16 protein-coding genes are annotated in these 20,560 nt (G+C 27.8%); 2 read left to right on the forward strand and 14 right to left on the reverse strand.

What is annotated here, in order from left to right; all coding sequences use genetic code 11:
• Positions 1–7: 7 nt before the first annotated feature.
• From ACYUEW_RS17520 to ACYUEW_RS17575, 12 genes are all read right to left on the reverse strand, one after another.
• Positions 8–1,591 (reverse strand): LexA family protein, encoded by a 1,584-nt coding sequence (locus tag ACYUEW_RS17520; RefSeq protein WP_460277531.1) that lies wholly within the window; start codon positions 1,589–1,591, stop codon positions 8–10.
• A gap of 234 nt (positions 1,592–1,825) precedes the next feature.
• Complete coding sequence (locus ACYUEW_RS17525) at positions 1,826–3,553, reverse strand: RNA-binding domain-containing protein (RefSeq protein ID WP_460277533.1); 1,728 nt, start codon at positions 3,551–3,553, stop codon at positions 1,826–1,828.
• Between the two features lie 230 nt (positions 3,554–3,783).
• Positions 3,784–4,431 carry a cyclase family protein gene (locus tag ACYUEW_RS17530; protein WP_265227255.1) on the reverse strand — a complete coding sequence of 216 codons (648 nt, stop codon included), beginning with the start codon at positions 4,429–4,431 and terminating at the stop codon, positions 3,784–3,786.
• 175 nt (positions 4,432–4,606) lie between these two features.
• Positions 4,607–5,263, reverse strand: a complete 657-nt coding sequence (locus tag ACYUEW_RS17535; RefSeq protein WP_265203603.1) for a (Fe-S)-binding protein — start codon at positions 5,261–5,263, stop codon at positions 4,607–4,609.
• Between the two features lie 396 nt (positions 5,264–5,659).
• The gene (locus ACYUEW_RS17540; RefSeq protein ID WP_265203602.1) at positions 5,660–6,205 is read right to left on the reverse strand and encodes a GNAT family N-acetyltransferase; all 546 of its coding nucleotides are present in this window, start codon (positions 6,203–6,205) and stop codon (positions 5,660–5,662) included.
• A gap of 472 nt (positions 6,206–6,677) precedes the next feature.
• A complete protein-coding gene (locus ACYUEW_RS17545; RefSeq protein ID WP_460277536.1) occupies positions 6,678–8,429 on the reverse strand; it encodes a tetratricopeptide repeat protein in 1,752 nt (583 codons plus the stop codon).
• 235 nt (positions 8,430–8,664) lie between these two features.
• Positions 8,665–9,213 (reverse strand): biotin transporter BioY, encoded by a 549-nt coding sequence (locus ACYUEW_RS17550; RefSeq protein WP_003489157.1) that lies wholly within the window; start codon positions 9,211–9,213, stop codon positions 8,665–8,667.
• A gap of 227 nt (positions 9,214–9,440) precedes the next feature.
• Positions 9,441–9,866, reverse strand: coding sequence for a hypothetical protein (locus tag ACYUEW_RS17555; protein WP_003489155.1), 426 nt, complete (start codon positions 9,864–9,866; stop codon positions 9,441–9,443).
• A 2-nt stretch (positions 9,867–9,868) separates the two neighbouring features.
• Complete coding sequence (locus tag ACYUEW_RS17560; protein ID WP_003489153.1) at positions 9,869–10,066, reverse strand: helix-turn-helix transcriptional regulator; 198 nt, start codon at positions 10,064–10,066, stop codon at positions 9,869–9,871.
• A 238-nt stretch (positions 10,067–10,304) separates the two neighbouring features.
• On the reverse strand, positions 10,305–11,330 hold the full coding sequence (locus ACYUEW_RS17565; protein ID WP_003489151.1) for a branched-chain amino acid aminotransferase: 1,026 nt from the start codon (positions 11,328–11,330) through the stop codon (positions 10,305–10,307).
• A 409-nt stretch (positions 11,331–11,739) separates the two neighbouring features.
• Positions 11,740–12,768 carry a sensor histidine kinase gene (locus ACYUEW_RS17570; RefSeq protein ID WP_003489150.1) on the reverse strand — a complete coding sequence of 343 codons (1,029 nt, stop codon included), beginning with the start codon at positions 12,766–12,768 and terminating at the stop codon, positions 11,740–11,742.
• The gene (locus ACYUEW_RS17575) at positions 12,768–13,439 is read right to left on the reverse strand and encodes a response regulator transcription factor (protein WP_265203111.1); all 672 of its coding nucleotides are present in this window, start codon (positions 13,437–13,439) and stop codon (positions 12,768–12,770) included. The genes ACYUEW_RS17570 and ACYUEW_RS17575 overlap by 1 nt, the downstream gene beginning before the upstream one ends.
• Before the next feature lie 340 nt (positions 13,440–13,779).
• Between ACYUEW_RS17575 and ACYUEW_RS17580 the strand changes: the two genes are divergently transcribed.
• Positions 13,780–16,140, forward strand: a complete 2,361-nt coding sequence (locus ACYUEW_RS17580) for an ABC transporter ATP-binding protein/permease (RefSeq protein ID WP_460277540.1) — start codon at positions 13,780–13,782, stop codon at positions 16,138–16,140.
• 120 nt (positions 16,141–16,260) lie between these two features.
• Here the strand turns inward: ACYUEW_RS17580 and ACYUEW_RS17585 are convergent, their stop codons facing one another.
• Positions 16,261–17,868: a cell shape-determining protein gene (locus ACYUEW_RS17585; RefSeq protein WP_460277542.1), complete on the reverse strand. Its 1,608-nt coding sequence runs from the start codon at positions 17,866–17,868 to the stop codon at positions 16,261–16,263.
• A gap of 658 nt (positions 17,869–18,526) precedes the next feature.
• Between ACYUEW_RS17585 and ACYUEW_RS17590 the strand changes: the two genes are divergently transcribed.
• Positions 18,527–19,552 carry an ornithine cyclodeaminase gene (locus ACYUEW_RS17590; RefSeq protein ID WP_460277544.1) on the forward strand — a complete coding sequence of 342 codons (1,026 nt, stop codon included), beginning with the start codon at positions 18,527–18,529 and terminating at the stop codon, positions 19,550–19,552.
• 180 nt (positions 19,553–19,732) lie between these two features.
• On the opposite strand, the gene ACYUEW_RS17595 is transcribed toward ACYUEW_RS17590, so the two are convergent.
• On the reverse strand, positions 19,733–20,503 hold the full coding sequence (locus ACYUEW_RS17595; protein ID WP_265203115.1) for a hypothetical protein: 771 nt from the start codon (positions 20,501–20,503) through the stop codon (positions 19,733–19,735).
• Positions 20,504–20,560: the final 57 nt, after the last annotated feature.

Below are 20,560 nucleotides of genomic sequence, written 5' to 3' on the forward strand. Positions count from 1 at the left end.
TATATTGCTATTTCCCTTTTATTATTCCCACTGCTACTCCTATGATGCTTGCTCCCTCTTCTAGTATTTCTATAGGTTTATATTTTTTATTTTCTGGCATAAGTACTGCTCCAGATTTTTTTATTAATAACCTTTTAAGGGTTGCACTGCCCTCTAAGTTAACTGCTACTATATCTTTATTTTCAGCCATTTGTTGCCTCTTTATTACCACATGATCCCCATCTTCTATGTTAGCACCTATCATACTATCACCTTTTACCTTTAATATGAAGCAATCTTTAATACCCCTTACCCAATATTTAGGTATATTAAATTCTCCTTCTACACAAGGATTCATAAGTATAGGCTCTCCTGCTGCTATATCATTAAATACTGGTAGTTTTGCTAATTCATCCTCTTTATACTCTTCTTTACCACCTTGATCTTCCACAATAATTTCTTCATTACTACCTAGATCTCTGAAAAATTCATAAGATCTTCTATGCTTTATATCTACATATTCAAACTTATCCATATCATAGCTCACCTTATCTTTATGCCATTGATTTTTATCTAAAACTTTATCTTCAAAGTTATCATTAGCGATATTAGAAACATCTACATTTTCCATAAAACTGTTTGAAACTTTTTTTGTAATTTTGTAATCATCTATATCTTTAATATCCATAGATATTTTTTTATTTAAATTAAATCTTTTAAATTCAAAACCTAATTGAAGATTATTTAATTTCCGTCCCTTAGTTATCCATCCTTTAGGATTTGAACTTTTCTCTTTATCTGCAACAAATAGTATGCTTGAATATATATTTTTTCTTCCTAAAGCCTCTATAAATTTTAATTCTAGTTTAGTAAAATTTTGTGCCTCATCTACTATTATGTGATTAAATGTATTTTCTTTATTTTGAAAAGCTTCTTTTAATGCTATATATACTACATCACTATAGTCCACCAAATTTTTATCCTTTAATTTTTTATTATATAAAAGCATAATTTTAAATATTGCTTCTCTAATTTTTGAGTTTTTTATAATTCTTTGAGGACCTTCACCTTTTTTTGTTTTTCTACCTATTCTATCTGCATTTTTATATTCCTCTAAATCATAATACATACAATCTTTCATCCATTGTATTTCTTCTAAAAAGAATTTACTATATTTTATATCTATATATTTTAAATTTTTGTATTCAGCTTTTACATCATTTATACATTCTTCAATTATAGTTCGCTTTTCTTTTTCACTTGCTATTTTACATTGTAGATTATTATTTCCTATGTACTCCCAAAAATACTTGTTTATAATTTTATATATAACACTAAAATACAACTTGTCCTCAATATAAGAAAATAAAGTAATGTATTGAACTCCTGTTTTTTCTGCATCCTCATATATGTTCTTAATATAGTTTAAATTTTCTTCGTTTTTTGATAGGATTAATACTTTATCTTTATCATACATACAATATTGATTTTTTAAATAAATACCTCTATATATAGCTGCAGTAGTTTTTCCAGTACCTAATGATCCTCTTAATAATCCGTATCCTAAATGTTTACTTTTGACTATTCTACTTTGTCCACTTTCTAGTTTCATTTTTTCACCTCCCAAACGTATATTTAATAAACAATTTTCAATGATCAATTATCAATACTTAATTTACAATTAAGGGTGGCAATTTTAGCTGAATCTTTTTAACTACTTTAAATTTAGTATTGATTCTTTATACATTGCTCATTGGTTTTATCGTTCCATTTTACCGTTCCATCGTTCCATTTTACCGTTCCATCGTTCCATTTTACCGTTCCATCGTTCCATTTAAATATATTATTAACTTTCATTAATAATATATTTAATTTTAGAGCCTGATCCAATCCTAACTATTACACCTTTTTTTATTAATCTATTAAATAATCTGCTTGCTGTTGTTTTTGAAAATCCAAGTTCATTTCTTGCTATTAAGTTAGTTATAAATTTATTATTATTAATGTAATTAATTATTAACTTTTCTTCATTACTAAATCTTTTATCATTATTTTGATTTTTATCATTCTCATTCCAGAGTAAATAATTATTATTAAAAATTTCACTTAAATAATATTTAGTTCCTCTCCCTATTCCATCAGCCTTTAAATAACCTTTATCTACTAAAGTTGATAATATCTTGTTGCTATTTATTGCATGAGTATCAAGTAGTTGTTGTAGTCTATTATTAGTAACATACTCCTCTTGAGCTGCTGTTACTAGGGCCATTACTTCATCTTTACTTAATTTAATATACTCTTCTTTTAATATTGCTTTAAGCAAATCTACACTTTCTTTTGGCAACATTAATACAGTTCTTAAAGTCAATATTATTCTATCAGGCCCGTAACTTTCCTCTAAATCTGGTGCTATCCATTGTTGTTCTTTCCAAGCTAGTTGTATATTTTCAAGTCCTGAACCTGCTCTCTCTCCTATACCTAACAAGTTGAACATCTTAAAAATATTTTGATTTCTTGGATCACTTATTCCACCCTTTAAAGCTTCTTCCCTTGTTATTCTTAAATTCCCTGGATTACTAACTTTAAAGTATGTTTTTCCTTTTTCAATAACTATACCTCTTGGTAACCTATAGTCAGCATGTATTAATGCATTGGCAACCGCTTCCCTTACTGCCTCATGTACTCTTGTATCCTCTTGTCTTATTCCATTGCTGGTTCTAAATGGTACATTTAAATTATCAGTTATTTTATTTATAATCCTAAAATAGAAATCAAAGATATTTCCACTCCAGGTTCCATCTGATGATATAAGTCTGTAATCCCATCTTACTTCCTCTGATATTTTCTCTCTATAATCTAAAAAATAATTAGGAAATTCATCTGTTATTGATCTTTCTTCTCCGAACATTAAAAGACCTGCTGCTGTTATTCCTTCTTTGCCTAATTTTCTATCTTTATCATAGGCACCTAATTTGTATAAAAATGTTTTATCATCTAAAGCTATCCATGGATGATATGGTTTTAAGGCCCTTAACCTATTTCTAAAACCATCTATAGTATCTTGATTTAAATCATCTATATCAAAATCCTCTAATATTAAACTATCTTGTGATTCATCTAATTGATCTGCAATCATTCTTTTTATCTCTTCTTTTGAACATTTATAGTCTCCAGAATAGTTTCTTCTAAATGTACCTGAATGTTTGCTTTCATTAAAGGGATTTTCTCCTATATATACAGGTCTCGCCTTTCTATCAGCCTTAGGTACATTTATCTTTATTACCTTAACCCCTTCAATAGTAAGAATCTCTATTGAATTATTACTTAATATGTTTGCACTTACCTTTTTAGGATTATTTAAATTGTCCCATAAATCTTTAATTATGTTCTCTTCATCCTTAACTCCTGTAAAAAAGAATTTGGCTGACTTTTCTTTTATTCCTAAAAAAAGTGTTCCTCCATTAGAATTGGCGAAAGCTGAATAAGTCTCCCATAAATCTTTAGGTAATCCACCTAAAGCCTCTTTACACTCTATTTCATCATTTTCTACTAATGTATAAATATCAAACTCCATATTATCACCTCCTTAACATATGTTTAATTCTCAATACTTAATTATCAATTAAGGTTAATAATTAGTAATTACGCTTATATACATTATACCAAATAACAATTCTTTTTAAACTTACTTATAAAGGATTTGTTGGCATGTTATAACTTAATTATATTATTTTTAAATACTTCATAAAATAAACTACCGTGGAAAATATTATCTCCATTATATTACTTTAATTATTATAGCAACTAATCCTGTAAAATAGCTATCGCACGAATAGGTGCTCCATCAGAATTTTCATATTTTATTGGAAGGGCACAAAATGTAAATAACTCATTTCCAACTTCCCCTAATCTAGTGAGATTTTCAATAACAACTATATCAGTTTTTAAAAAAAGCTTTCGATGAATAGTTAAATTTTCATCTGAAATAGGATCAATACCTATAACATCTACTCCAACGCCCTTTTTTTTATTATATATTAAGTATTGGGCAACCTCTTCTGTAATACAAGGATAATCTTTAAAATAAAAATCTGTCCTCCAATACCTATCCCAACCAGTATGAAACAAAATAAAATCTGCCTTATTAGCTTTTTCTTTTACACAGTCAATATATTTCATGTCAATTTTTTCACCTTCTTTTAAATCACTACAGTCAATAACCAATCCTTTTCCTATAAATTGTTCTGGTAAAAATGAATCTAAATTTGTTCTTTCAGGAAATAAATGTGCAGGTGAATCCATATGAGTTCCTGTATGCGAAAACATAGTTAATAAAGTTTCTTTAAAACCGTCTTTATCATATGTACTTTTAACTTCTAATTTTGGTTTTTCTGTGCCTGGATAAACTGGCATATTTTTTGAAATGGTATGTGTTAAATCAATTACTTTCATAATAAAACCTCTCTTTATTTATAGTCACTAATATAAATAATTTTTAGTTTATAATATGTTACTATTGATATATAGTTTATAAATATATCTTAACACTCTTTTATATGTAATATTTTATTTTTCAACGAAAAAATAGACTACTAATTATAATTAATAGTCTATAATAAATTATACCTTAATGCTTATCAATATAGTCTTGTAATTGTTCGTGCCACTTCACTGTATCCCATATCTGTGGCTCAGTTGTTTGCCCCATTAGAAGATCAATCAAATGTCTAGGTGTTTTGCCGCCAATATACATCGATTTGATACAGGAAACACAATATACACAAACCTCGTTGCAAGGCATGGAGTCTGCTCGTTCCTTCATTTTTTGGTGAACTTTTTCAATCGGGAGCTTAGGATAAAAATCATCTCCGCAGCATATTGAATTCGTACCAGAAAACTTTGTTTCTACAACATCAATGTTCATCTTTTTAAGCAAATTGCGTACAGCCTTATGCACCTGTGGCTTTTCACGCACAGGACAGGCATCGTGTACCGACAACTTCAAGCCTTTATAGTCAGGATATTGAAATGCATCCAATCCATCAAGTACTTCCCATAAAGAAATTGTTGATATACCCTCGTATAAGCTTCTAAAACGCCTGTCACATCCAGCACATACATTGATAATCAATGAGCCTGCCTCAAGTTGCGGATTATGATGACAGCATATTTTGTGCAGTGTAACTTCCCCGTAGTTTTCATTCAAAAACTTTAAAATTTTATGTTCTACTTCAGGCTTATATATACTTAAAGCACAGCCTGGATTAAAATATGTTTTTGTCATAATATATTCCCACCTATCTAAAATTGAATTTTATTAAAGCACCTTTTATTTACCACTTAATTGTAACAGGAGATAAACAAAAATCTTCTTGATTTGGGATTTTTAATTTTTATAGTTGAAAGTTTCTTCTCTTCCTTGAAAAATATCCACTAGAATTTCTTAAAGGTTATATAAATAATCTCTGGAATTTTAGCACTTTTTCTAATAAATTATCCTACAATCATACAATATTGATTTTTAAAATAAATACCTATATATACCTGCAGTAGTTTTTCCAGTACCTAATAATCCGTATCCTAAATGTTTACTTTTAACTATTCTACTTTGTCCACTTTCTAGTTTGATTTTTTCACCTCAAAACCATTATATATAACACTTTGGCCGAAATTTTAATTATTATAATAGCAATGCCATTACATAACCACTTGTATAAGAACCATCTGATAGCATTTTGTCATTTCTTAATGTACCTTCTATTTCAAAACCCAATTTTAGATATAAGCTTATTGCTCTATAATTATTTATATCAACTTCAAGTGTAATTCGGAATATACCATTTTCTTTTGCCCATTCAATTCCTGATTTCATTAAATTTTTACCTATACCCATTCCACAATATTCTTTCTCAACTGCTAGTCCAAATTGAGCAGAATGTCTTATTTTTTTGTTGGTATTTCCATTCAAGCTGCATACTCCAACTATTTTCCCATCAACTTCTGGTACAATTAATAAATCTACTTGTGAATCTATTTGACTTTGAATAAATTCTTTCTCTTCTTTAATAGTTAAGCAAAATTCATCCGGATCTTTTAACAAAAAGTCTGTTTCTTGATTTACTTTTTTAATAACATTAATCAACTGCTCAGCATCTTGTACTTCTGCATTTCTTATAATAATTGTCTTACCATTGATATTATATTTAGTTTGTTTTATTTTCCCCATTTTTATCCTCCTATTCCGTAATTTATATTTTAATTTAATACTAATTATATTCACAAAGACAACTAAATACAATATTATCTTATATAAATTGTACTAAATAAGAATTCTTTTTAAACTTACTTATAAAGGATTTAATAGTGTTTATTTGTTATTATAAATTAAAAACTATTATAGAAATGTCCTCAAATAATGATTTCCTCAGATTGCTATGAAACCTATTTAGGAACTCAAACTATATTATATTCCATTTTTAAAGAAATAGGAGTATCACAGCAGATAGCCATGGGATAAAAATATAGGTTACTAAGAATAAAATACTTAGTAACCTATCCATAATCTATTTAATTTTCTTACTTAATTTAAAACATATATACTTAAATCTTTAAAATTTTATCTAGGTTAAAAGAAAGTATAATTTTATTATATATATTTCTACAATTACAAAATAATAAAAATATACTTGCTCTAATTTTCATTTCCTCTCTCTTTGCTCATAATACATATCACTAATATTTTTTATAAAATTAAAATTATCTATCTGTGATGCTTTTTTATAACATTGCATTGCTTTTTTATAGTCCTTTATTACTCCTTTTCCCTCATAATACATACTTCCTATATTCCTCATAACTCCAGAGTTACCTTCTTTATAGGATTTTTTATACCAATACATCGCTTCTTTATAATCTTGTTTTACTCCCTGTCCATTATAATACATAAATCCTATATTACCCATAGCAGTAAAATTCCCTGCCTGTGATGCTTTGCTATACCACTCCATTGCCTTTTTATAATCTTGTTCTACTCCTTTTCCCTTATAGTACATGAAACCTATATTGTTCATAGAAGTAGAATTACCTTTATCTGATGCTTTTTTATACCAATGCATTGCTTCTTTATAGTTCTGTTCCTTATAATACATTTCACCTATACTATTCATAGCAAATATTTCTTCTTTATCTACTAAACACCTTAATTTATTCATTGGATCTGAATTATAAAGCTTTATTTTGAAATTTTTATCTAAACTTTTGGATTGAATGTAATAATCTCTTATTAAAAGTTTTTTATTAAAAATGTCTAATCTTCCATTTAAAATATAATATAAATTTTCTTTACATAAAGTTTTTGCCTCATATCTATCAATTTCTATATATGCCTTAGTATTTAAAATATATTCTTTTATCCAATCATAATAGTTGATTGTAATAGGCATTTCGTTTTTATTAATATCATACTTATTTTTATTAAGTTTAATCATCCCTATTGGAATAGGTTTTTTAGAATAAATAATATTTCTATATTTTTCATAACTTTCGTAGTAGGATATATCTAATACTACAGCATGAACTTTGCATTTATTATTATTCACTTCAATATAAATATTGTTAATATCAATGCAAATTTTATCATCTATAATATCTAATTTTGAAAATACAGTATACTTCTCTTCTTCAATGGATAAATTTTCAAACTCAGCTTTTTCTATATATAACATATCTATAATTGGTATTTTAATTTGAATTGATTTATATATAGAAAATGGAAATGCAACAACCTTATCTGTCTCATTAATATTAGACTCTTCTATAAATATTCTACCTAAACTAAATATCTCATGGTCCTTTATTCTTTTATAAAACTCTTCCTTTGTTTCAAATACATCCTGCTCATATCTATTAACATCAGTGTTATTTTCTTCTTTAAAAAATTCTTCATTGTTTATAGTAAATGGTTTTATAATGGTTTCATTTTCAATATTTTTTTCTGTATCATTATATGATTTACTTTTAATATATTTATTAAACATATCCTTATCTTTTGGTATCATATTACTTAAATCAACTTTTCTATAGTCCCTTTTTCCATACTCTATTGCAAACCATACCAATATTTCAAACATTTTATCTAAAAATGACTTCGCTATAATTTGATCAGAATAGTCCTCATAAATAGCTTTATTGGAAACAACTATTATTTTATAAAATAAATCTACCATATAAGAATTTAATTTGTTACAATCTTTTAATAAATTTATTGAATCCAATAATTCAGTATTTGCTTCAATATGATTTTCCTTTAATATGTATTTTGTTATTAGTTCTACTGTCTGTGCTAATTTAATTAATGTTGTATTAGAATCTTTCTTTGATTTTTCTTCTGCATTACATATAGCTTGATATATTTCAGGCCATTCTATTTTTAAAAAACTGAATCTATCCAAATTAAACACCTCTAAATATATTATCTATTAAATCATTATATTCCCTATAAAATTATTATATTATAACTTAATAATTATGTTATTAATAAATCCATAGAGTTTTATATTTTACAATAAAAAAACTACTAAGTATACACAGCACTTAATAGCTTATAGAATTATATTGTATTCAATTTTTAAAGCTACTCTTGCAGCTTTACATTTTTATATATTTTTTATGTTTTTTTCATTGCCTTTATTGTATTCCAATTCTTTTCATTGATTTACTTAGTTTCCTTCCAATAAAAACTGCTACAACAGCTTTTATTAAATCCCCAGGTATAAAAGGTGCTGACCCTAATAAAAAAGCTTTTTTTATTCCTATAGAAGTAACTTCTCCAAGCCATGCTGAACCTAAAATATGTACTACTACAATTCCTCCAATAAAACAAGCTATTAACATATTAAATAAGGATTTATTTTTACGTACTAAAAGACTTATTATGATAGCTCCAATTAAAAATCCAATTAAATATCCTCCAGTTTTCCCTACAATAATACCAATTCCTGATCTTCCTCCAGAAAAAACTGGAATACCTATAATTCCCATTAATAAAAAAGTTACCATACTAAGAACTGCTTGAATTGGAGTTAAAACACATCCTGCTAACATAACTGCTAAACTTTGAGCTGTTATGGGTACTGGACTTATGGGCAATGGAATAATAATGTAACTTGAAACTCCTATAATAGTTGCAAATAATGCTGAATATATCATATCTCTTACTTCTAATTTTTTTGCCATATTTTATATCACTCCTATAAATACTATTTAAATGTGTAGACTATATTTCGTATTCAAAATTTATTATTAATAGTATATTATAAGAACAAACCATCGTCAACTTATTTTTTATTTAGGTTAACAATAAAATTTAAAATTTTTATATCTATTCCTAATTTACAATTTAAATTTTCCTATTTAATAAAACATAAACAAAATACAATATATAAAATATTATATTTATCTTATTACATTGTTTTTGAATAATAATTGGAGTAATAAATTAAAAGAATTAGCTGAATTACAATTAAGGCTACTGCAGGAATAATAAAAATCAACTTAGCTTTCATAACACCTAAAAAAATCGTATAGGACCAAAGCAAATAATTCATAATGTAAGATACCCTGTATGCGGATTTTTCTCTAATTTGAGTATTACGTTCATCCTTTACTTCAATATCTTTTTTCTTTTTTATTTCATCACATTCAACTGTAGAAACTATTAATTCTTGGATTAATGAACCTATTCCAAAAGCAGTACATACACTACCAATAGCCAAACATAATTTTCTAATTGTACCTTGATCGGAACTCTTAAATACAGATACTCCTAGTAATATTAAAATAATTCCTAATACACTGTTTATGCTAAATATTAATCTTTCCTTTTTCATATTTATTCCTCCTCATAAATAAATATATCTTCAATATTTTTATTAAAATACCTTGCAATTTTGAAGGCTAAAATAATAGATGGATTATATCTCCCATTCTCCAAGGAACTAATAGTTTGACGAGATACCTCTAAAATATCTGCTAGCTCTTCCTGTTTAATTCCTCGTTCTTTTCTTATTTCTTCTAACTTATTTTTCACATTTATTTTCCTCCTAATGTCAATCTCGCTTTACATTTTTATTTTAGTATATTTCTTAACCCATGTCAAGCAAGCTTTACATGGATAATAACAATTAATTATAGAAATAGCTAAGCCATCACTTTGCTGTAATAAATTTACCATAAGAAAAGTAAACTTATTAATAAATGATGGCTCAGATATGATTATTACATTAGATTCAAAATTAATAATTATAATTATGGAATTCTGTAACCTATTATTTAACTTCTACAATCCATCCTTGTGGAGACTCTACCTCTCCAAATTGAATTCCATAAAGTGTATCGTAAAGTTTTTTGGTTATAGGTCCTACTTCTGTTTCACTGTGGAATACATGTAATTTTCCTTTATATTCTATTCCACCAATTGGAGTTATTACTGCAGCAGTTCCACAAGCACCAGCTTCTTTAAATTCATCTAAATTATCAATTAAAACATCTCTTTCTTCAACTTCCATCTTTAAATATTCTTTTGCAATATGAAGAAGGGAATACTTAGTTATACTTGGAAGAATTGATGGAGATTTTGGGGTAATAAATTTATTATCCTTTGTTATTCCAAAAAAGTTAGCTGCTCCAACCTCTTCTATTTTGGTGTGAGTAGCTGGATCGAGATAAATACAATCTGCAAATCCTTTTTTCACAGCTAATTCATGTGGATAAAGACTTCCAGCATAGTTACCACCAACCTTTACTGCACCGGTTCCGTATGGAGCTGCTCTATCATAATCTGATACTGTAAAGTTTACTGGCACCATACCACCTTTAAAATAAGGTCCTACTGGTATACAGAATATAGAAAATATATATTCAGCTGCCGGCTTAACACCAATATTATCTCCAACACCTATTACAAAAGGTCTAAGATACAACGTTGCTCCACTACCATAAGGTGGCACATAATGCTCATTTGCTTTAACAACTTTAATACATGCGTCTATAAATTTTTCAGTTGGAACTTCTGGCATTAAAATACGTTTACAACTATCTTGCATACGTTCTGCATTTCTATCTGGTCTAAAAAGTTGAATTTTATTATCTTTTGTACGATAAGCTTTTAATCCTTCAAAGCATTGTTGCCCATAATGAAGAGCAGTTGAAGATTCATTTATACTAATCATATTATCTTCAACTAATTGACCTTCATCCCATTTTCCATCTTTCCATCTTGATGTATAACGTAAATCTGTATTTATATAATTAAACCCCAGATTTCCCCAATCAATATTTACTTCTTTATTCATTCAAAGTACCTCCAAACTAAAAATATTTTTTCTAAGGCTTTTACTACAACTATAATTCCTAGTATCCTTATTTAAAATCTTTCATAAATATTCATTTTATATTTAACATTTATTCTTATGATTCTCATTTTTTTAAAATTTAATTCCTTAAAATTAATTTTATTTTAATTAATACATCCTTAGATAATTTACAGATTAGATTGATTATCTTACTGGAGTTTCTTATGACAAAGGGTAATATTTGAAAAATAAAATAGACACGTTAAAAATTATCAATACCTAATTTTAAAAAATATTAAAAACTATCTTACTCTTGCTTCATTATAAATCTGTAGAAAATGGTTTATTATTTTTTTATTTAGGTTAACAATATATATGCTATTAATGATTTTTATTTTAATAAAATATTCTACTTAGGAAGCTTGACAATAAAGTCTGTACCTACTCCTTCATGGCTTGAGATTTCTATAGTTCCTTCACATATATCTATAATTCTTTTCACAAGTGCTAAACCTAATCCATTCCCCTCTGAATAATGTGAACTATCTCCCTGATAAAACTTTTCAAATACTCGGTCCTTAACCTCCTCAGACATGCCTATACCATTATCTTTTATTTTAATTAAAACTTCCTTATTTGTTTGTGTTAATGTTACCTGTATTGTTCCATTCTGATGGGAAAATTTAATGGCATTCCCTAAAATATTTTGCCATACTTGAGCTAACAATTCTTTGCTTCCAATGTAAGTAATATTGTCTAAATTAATATCTAAAGTTATATTTTTTTTTGTCCACTGATATTCAAATAATAAAATAGTTTGTCTGATTTGTTCATCTAAACAATATTTTTGTTCTAAAGGTAAAATCTTTTGATTTTCAAGTTCTGTTATTTGTAAAATATTCCCTGAAAGAGAAGATAATCTTTTTGTACTTATAAGTATTTTATGAATATATTCCTTACGTTCTTCATCAGATAATTCATCATCTTGTAGCAATGTAGCATAGCCTTCAATAGCTGAAATAGGAGTCTTAAATTCATGAGAAACATTGCTAATGAAATCATCTCTTAAGGTTTCAATATTACCTAGTTCATGAGTCATTATATTAAAGCTATGTGCCATTTCTCTTATTTCATCTGTCCAGCTATTTTCTGAAAGTCTAGTATTAAAATTTCCCTTAGCAACTTCTTTAGTTGCTTTGTTAAGATCAGAAATCGGGGATAGTACTTTTTTTCCTATAATTTGAGCAATGGCTGTGCTTACCATTATACTGATAATACCTAACCAACCTAATAAAATTAAAGGATTAGGTTGAGTAAATACATTAAAACGAGAAAGAAATACCACTACTAAGCCACTAATAACAACAGCCGAAGTAACAATAAAAAAAACTATTAAAGAAAAAGCAACTACCATTTTAACGGATATTTTATTATTCATCACTGTTTAACCACCTTATAACCTAATCCTCTAATTGTAATAATATTGAAGTCTTTATTGTCTTTAAACCGATCTCGTAATCTATTTATATGAACATCAACTGTCCTTGGATCTGTTTCAGATTCTATGCCCCATATTTCATCCATTAATTGTTGTCGTGTAAAAATCTTATTAGGTGTGGATACAAGTTTATAAATTAAATAAAACTCTTTTTGGGGTAATACTAGCTCCTTATTATTATATTTAGCACTTAGAAAGTCATATAAGAATATTGTTTCACCTATTACAATTCTTCGTTCATTGATTATTTGGGATCGTCTAAGCAAAGCACCTACACGTAAAATCATTTCATTTACATCAATAGGTTTCACCATATAATCGTCCGTACCTACTCTAAAACCTTCTTGTTTATCAGAAAATGTTTCTTTTGCAGTAATCATTAATATAGGCACATTATTATTTGACTCTCTTATTAATTTTGTGAGGGTATAGCCATCCATATTCGGCATCATTATATCTGAAATAATTAAGTCTATGTACTCTTTATATAATATATCTAATGCACTGTCTCCATCTTTAGCTTCAATGGATTTATATCCATTTTTATTAAGTACTGTACAAAAAAGTTTGCGCAAAGCTGGGTCATCTTCTACTACTAATACTTTAAACATTATCTAGGCCTCCTTTTTAATAGGTTGTAAATTATAACACATTTTTATTCTTCTTAAAAACTTTATCAAATAAATATAAACTGCATATAAACAGAGTTCTTGGCTTCAGAAGGAGTTTTTACTCCCTCTGAAGCTTATTAACAGAATTCTTAGGAGTTTTACTCCTTAGAAGTCGTTATCCTTTAGGGGAAATCGTTATCCAGGGACGTATCCGCTCTTTACTCCCACTTTGAAGAAGATGGGAGTATTAGAGCGGGTAGTCATCGGATAAACTCACCAGTTTACATTCAGTTTAAAAACTTTATATATACTATGAAAGTAAATTGAAAGGAGATTAAACATGTTACAAATAAAAGATTTAAAAAAAGTTTATACAACAGGAGAATTTAAACAAACTGCACTTGATGGTGTTAGTATTGACTTTAGACAAAGTGAATTTGTTTCTATTTTAGGTCCAAGCGGTTCAGGTAAAACAACTTTATTAAATATGCTTGGAGGCTTAGACCAATATGATTCAGGAAATATGATTATTAATGGCTTATCCACCAAAAAATTTGGTGAATCTGATTGGGATACATATCGTAATAATAGTGTAGGATTTATCTTTCAAAGTTATAATCTTATCCCACATTTAAGTATTGTAGATAATGTAGAAATGGGTATGACCCTTTCTGGGGTACCAAAATCAGAAAAAAGACAAAAGGCCACTTACGTTTTAGAGAAAGTTGGTTTAGGTAATCATATACATAAAAAGCCTAATCAATTATCTGGAGGACAAATGCAACGTGTTGCCATTGCTCGTGCATTAGCAAATGATCCTGAAATTATTCTTGCTGATGAACCAACAGGGGCTCTAGATACTCAAACAAGCCAACAAATAATGGATTTAATTAAAGAAATCGCAAAAGATAAACTTGTGATTATGGTAACTCATAATCCTGAATTAGCAGAAGAATATGCTGATAGAATTGTAAGTTTTTCCGATGGTAAAATTGTTTCCGATACCAATCCATTTGTATCAGAAAATAACTCAAACGATTATAAGCCTAAAAAAACAAGTATGAATTTCCTTACAGCACTTAAGCTATCTGGAAATAATATTGTTACTAAAAAATGGCGAACAGCACTTACTGCCTTTGCATCCAGTATAGGAATTATTGGTGTTGCCCTTGTTTTATCTCTATCAAATGGATTTAATAAACAAATAAATGAATTTGAAAAAGATTCTCTTTCCAACTATCCAATAAGTATTGAGCAGAATTCAATGTCTCTTGGAATGTCTCCATCTTCCAAATCCAAGGACAAGGGAAAAACTGAATTTCCTAATGAATCAATGATTTATCCATATGATTCAAGTAAAGATGCTGCTGTTCATGCTAATGCAATTTCAACTGAATATGTAGATTACATCAAAAAAATAGATTCCAGTTTAATTAATGGAATTTCTTACACAAGAAATGTAAATATGAATATATTGAAAAAGCAAGATGGCAAAGTAGTAAGCATGAATACTTCAGCCGCTGCATTCTCTACATATCCTTCAAAAGGTGATAGTTTTAAAACAGACTATTTAAAATCATACTATGATGTATTAGCAGGTAGTTATCCAAAAAATGAAAAAGAATTGGTTTTAGTTGTTGATAAATATAATCAAGTTGATACTAGTATCCTTGAAGCATTAGGTTTTAGTGCGGATTCTAAAAATATAAATTTTAATTCTATGATAGGAACAGAATATAAATTAATATATAATGACGATTATTATACTCAATCCGGTAAGTATTTTACAGTTAATGGAGATACTACAAACTTAGAAAATCTTTATAACAATAAAAATGCAATTACATTAAAAATTAGCGGTATCATTCGTATAAAGGAAGATGCTAATGTGTCTAATTTATCCACAGGTATAGTTTATTCAGACCAGTTAGCCCAAGACTTTATAGAGAATGCTAAAAACTCTAAAATTGTTCTTGCACAAAAAGAAGCAAAATATAATGTTATGAATGGTAATCTTCTAACAGAAAAGACTAGCACAACAACTGCAGCAGTTCATGGAGCACCTAACATGACAACCAATATTACATCTAATGTTGAAACTAAAGATGATGTACTTGCATCTTTAGGTGCTACGTCTTCTCCAACATCTATTTCAATTTATCCTGTCAATTTCGAGGCAAAAGATAATATTACTAATTATCTTGATGATTGGAATAAAAAACTAAAGGAAGAGGACCAAATTGTCTACACTGATATGGCATCTATGATTACTAGTTTGACTGGGAATATTATGGACGGTATTACCATTGTTTTAGTGGCTTTCGCTGGAATTTCTTTAGTTGTTTCTATGATTATGATAGGTATTATTATCTACATTTCTGTACTTGAAAGAACCAAAGAGATAGGTGTTTTACGTGCTTTAGGAGCAAGAAAAAAAGATATAACTCGAGTATTTAATGCTGAAACCTTTATCATCGGATTTTGTTCAGGTGGGCTAGGTATTGCCATCACATATTTATTAACTATTCCAGTAAATTCAATTTTATATAAATTTACTGACTTGAATAATGTTGCTCAATTAAATCCATTGCATGCAATTGCATTGGTTATAACTAGTATTGTTCTTACAATGATAGGTGGAGCAATACCATCAAAAATGGCAGCTAAAAAAGATCCTGTTATTGCTCTTAGAAGTGAGTAAATTTTTAAAAAACAAAAATATATTTTAAAAATAAAAAAGGGTGTCTCAAAATAAAAATAGCCTTAATTTTGAGACATCCTCTTTTTAAATTTATTTTTCACATATTACTTCTAATATATTTTATTTAATACTTTGCTGTTTAAACCCTATATTATCAAAGCTAGTTATATTAATAGTATCCTGTTTTGTATCTACATATCTTATATTTACTTTGTCCCCTTCTTTAGTTATAGGCAGTTCATTAGATATAGATACACCAGCATTAAATATTTTATCTTTATGATCTTTTAATATAAATGTGTATATTGTAGAATTTCCTACCACATAAGAATTTATTCTTTCTATAGTATCTGTTACATTTTCTTCTTTTCCTGTAGAACCTACATTTATTAAATTTCCTTTACTTGCTAGGTTTTTAATGTAATTTGATTTACATTCTGTAATATTTTCTCCTGTTCCTATGATATTGTAGTCTGTTACAGAAATCATAGCAAACATTTTTGTTAAATCATTTTTATCATTTAAAGTTGTAAAGTAAGTAGGTATATTATCCACATTTATTAATATAGGAAAAGTAGATGTATATCCTAAATTTTGCACTTTACCCTCTGCAGATTTCATAGAAGCTGTTTCTGTAGCTCCTGCTATTTTAAATATTCTTGTCTGTTGAGTTCTTGTATCTATTAAAGCAAAACCTATGCTTGATTCATCCTTACCTACAGAAGTTAACCCTGTGTAATAATAACATTTACCATTATTATATATTACCCCTGTTCCTTCTGTAGTTTTTAACTTGTCTTGTCCTGAAAAATTAAAGAATCCCTTAATGTATTTCCCCCATTTTTTCAGATTATTCTCTACAAAAGATTGTGGTTGTATTCTATCTACCCATTTAGGAGTATTTTCCACAGTATATTTTTTAACTTCTCCTGTTTCTGGGTTAACTATGGCTGTTCCTACTGCTTTCTGCCCCGACATTCCCACCTTATTTTCATATATGGTAGCTGTATAATATGGATTTCCCTTATCATCTAATTCAAAAGTTAAATCTGTTATGCCTTTATTCATTGTTCCTTTCAAGTATATATGTCTTTTTAAATCATCATTAAAAAAACCCTTTGGTTGATATCTTATTTTTATATCCTTACCATTTAATTTTGTTACTAACTTTACATCCTTATCATCCGTTGCAGATACTGTTATATATCCTGGTGTGCTATCATTTAAAAGCCATTTCATAAAACCAGAATGTACTAAAGGCGCCACATAAAAAAGCTTACCATTCACATTTTGTAATGTTAAAGTACCAAGTTCCACTTTACTACCTAAAGAAGTTTCTTCCCCTAGTTTTTTATCTGCCAATAATTCTGCATATTTTTGATTTACTGTTGGAATTTCCTTTATATCAATTGGAGTTATATTCTTTGAAAACTCCTCATATTTAGGCGTTGGTAATAATTTCTTATAACTACTAGCTCTAAATATAGGTAAACTAATTATAAACATTATAATAAATAATCCTATTAATATAACAGGAATGCCATATATTTTGGAACTTTCCTTACCTTTTTTTAAACTTACATTAATACTTAAAAGTAGTGCAATTATTATAAAAACAATATAAAAAGAATAAAATTTCACTGAAAAAACTGGCATTAAAAAATAAATTAGTGCCATAGAAATAATTAAAGATAGTACTATGAAACTCGAGCATATTTTTTTTCTCATAAAAAATCCTCCTAAAATTTTAAATAATATGTATAAGACTTTTCTAATTTATTTTTTTGAAAAGGCTTTTATTTGCATAATTTTTCATCCCAATATTTCCCTTATCAAAAACTATTTTCCCAATTATTTAATTAAACTTAACTCATTATTTTAATTATTATTGTAATAGTTTATAAAAATATATTCGAACTCCATATTAAACTAAATCACACAAAATTTAAAGTGCTAAAAGTAACTATTTAAACAAAATGTAAAGAACTTTTTTTATTTAAGGTAAAAGGATATATCACTCCGCATCAACAGAAAGATTGTTAAAAAAATATCATGTTTTTTCAAGTAATTCAATGAATAATTATTACTTTTATGCATAATTATTAGTTAAGTTGCGTATTTTACCAAATTTATTCTTATAACCTAAACATTTCATATTACAATATGTTTTTTCTATTTTTCTTACTTTTAATCTAGTTAACTACCGAATTCAATAAAAAAGATTGATATATGTTGACACAAGTTCTAAATCTTGGTACATTGTTGTTGTAAGTAATTGATAGACTTTTTCAATAAAATTTCACATTGTAAACGTTTATCATTGTTTATATTTTTATAATTCTTCGGCCGAATAGTTAATATTAAAATTATATGCGGGGTGCTAAATATGGAAACATTAAAAACAAAATATATTGATTTGCCTACTATGGCGAAATATTTAAAATCTGTTGGTCCAGAAACTGTTATGGAACGTCTTATCCCATATATGGAGGATGATTACAAACGCTGGGAAGATTTTCAAAAGATGCCAAGAACAGCACATCACACCGATATAGGCGTTCTTGAATTAATGCCTATAGGTGATTCAGAAAAATATTCATTTAAATATGTAAATGGACATCCTGAAAATCCTAAACATAACTATTTAACAGTAATGGGTATCGGTCTTTTAGCAGAAGTATCAACTGGATTTCCGTTGCTTTTAAGCGAATTAACATTAACAACAGCTCTTCGTACAGCAGCTAATTCAGTAATGGGTGCAAAATATTTAGCTAGACCTGATTCAAAGAAAATGGCACTAATCGGAAATGGTTGCCAAAGTGAGTTCCAAGCACTTGCTTTTCATCACATATTGGGTATAGAAGAAATTTATTGCTACGATGTAGACCCAGCTGCTACTGACAAATTAATGAGCAATCTAAAAAATGTAAAAAATCTTAAATTAATAAAATGTAACAGCACAAAAGAAGCGTGCAAAGGTGTTGATATTATAACAACTGTTACTGCAGACAAGAGAAATGCTATAGTTATCACACCAGATATGGTTGAACCAGGTATGCACATAAATGGCGTTGGCGGAGATTGCCCAGGAAAAACTGAATTAGATTCAGAAGTTCTTCATATGGGTGATGTATACGTTGAATTTGAACCTCAAAGTCGTATAGAAGGAGAAATTCAACATATGGATGAAGACTTTAAAGTAACTGAAATTTGCAATGTAATTAAAACTGGAAAGCCTATAGATAGAAAGCCTGGTGAAATCACTATTTTCGATTCAGTAGGTTTTGCTTTAGAAGATTTTTCAATGTTAAGATTAATGTATGATATTGCTAAAGAAGAAAATATCGGAGAGCCACAAATTCTTGTACCAAAATTAGAAAATCCTAAAGATTTATATAGTATGTTAAGATAAAAAAGTGGGAAACTTTACAGCAATAACTTCATAATTAAAAGGGGCTATCTCACAATGCATAAAGATGCAATATGAGAAGTCCCTTCTCTAGTTTATAGCTCTTAAAGATTACTATGTCAATTATTTTTTATTGAAATTAAAAACAAATTGTTTGCATATTTTTATATACTCAGTGAACTTCTATTTAATTCTTATTAGTTTTTCCATGACACACCCTTCACCCTTCGGTATATGTAAGTGGCCTTCATCATCTAATTTGTACTCCTTACCATCTAAAATAAATTTAGAATCTTTAGTATATCCATCTCCAAACCAATCACGATCATTGATTCCATTTCTTTCGGCTTCTATTTGATATGCTGGATAAATATCTCCATCATCTAACATATAAAATTTATTTGAATAACTTCCACTTTTAACTTCAAACCATCCTGGTTTAATACCAACACTTCCTAATGTTTCTTTTATCTCCTCTTTACTGAATGAAGAATAAGCACAATATCCTGTTTTATCTCTTGCAAGATATGTAAATAATCTTCCTGCTCTAGCTACTTCTCCAGAGTCTGAAGGAGATAAGGACAAATTATCTTTAATATCATCATAGGGCATATATACATTACCAGCATCCCCAGCAGTAAATATAGCTGTTATTCCTGATTTTGTTTTTATTTTATTATACACTCCCTTTTCAAAAGTTAAAACATTATCCACAGCCTTTAATTGTTTGATTTCTTTTCTATTAATACTTTTTAAATTTGAAAGTAATTCTCTGTTAGATAAAAATTCTTTTGATCTATCAAAATCTATGTCATTCTTTATAAACCCAGAAGTTTCAGCATATATATTTGAATTCCTTCTACTATTTAAATTATTATATCCTGAAGAATACAAACTTCTATTTGATTTTAATAGCAGGTCTGCATAATTTTTCATATAATTATTTAATCTCATTATTTCGCTCCTTTATTTGTAAATATTCCCCTTACTTATTGTTAAAAAGCTTAGTTA

The organism is Clostridium sp. CTA-1 (assembly GCF_054768215.1).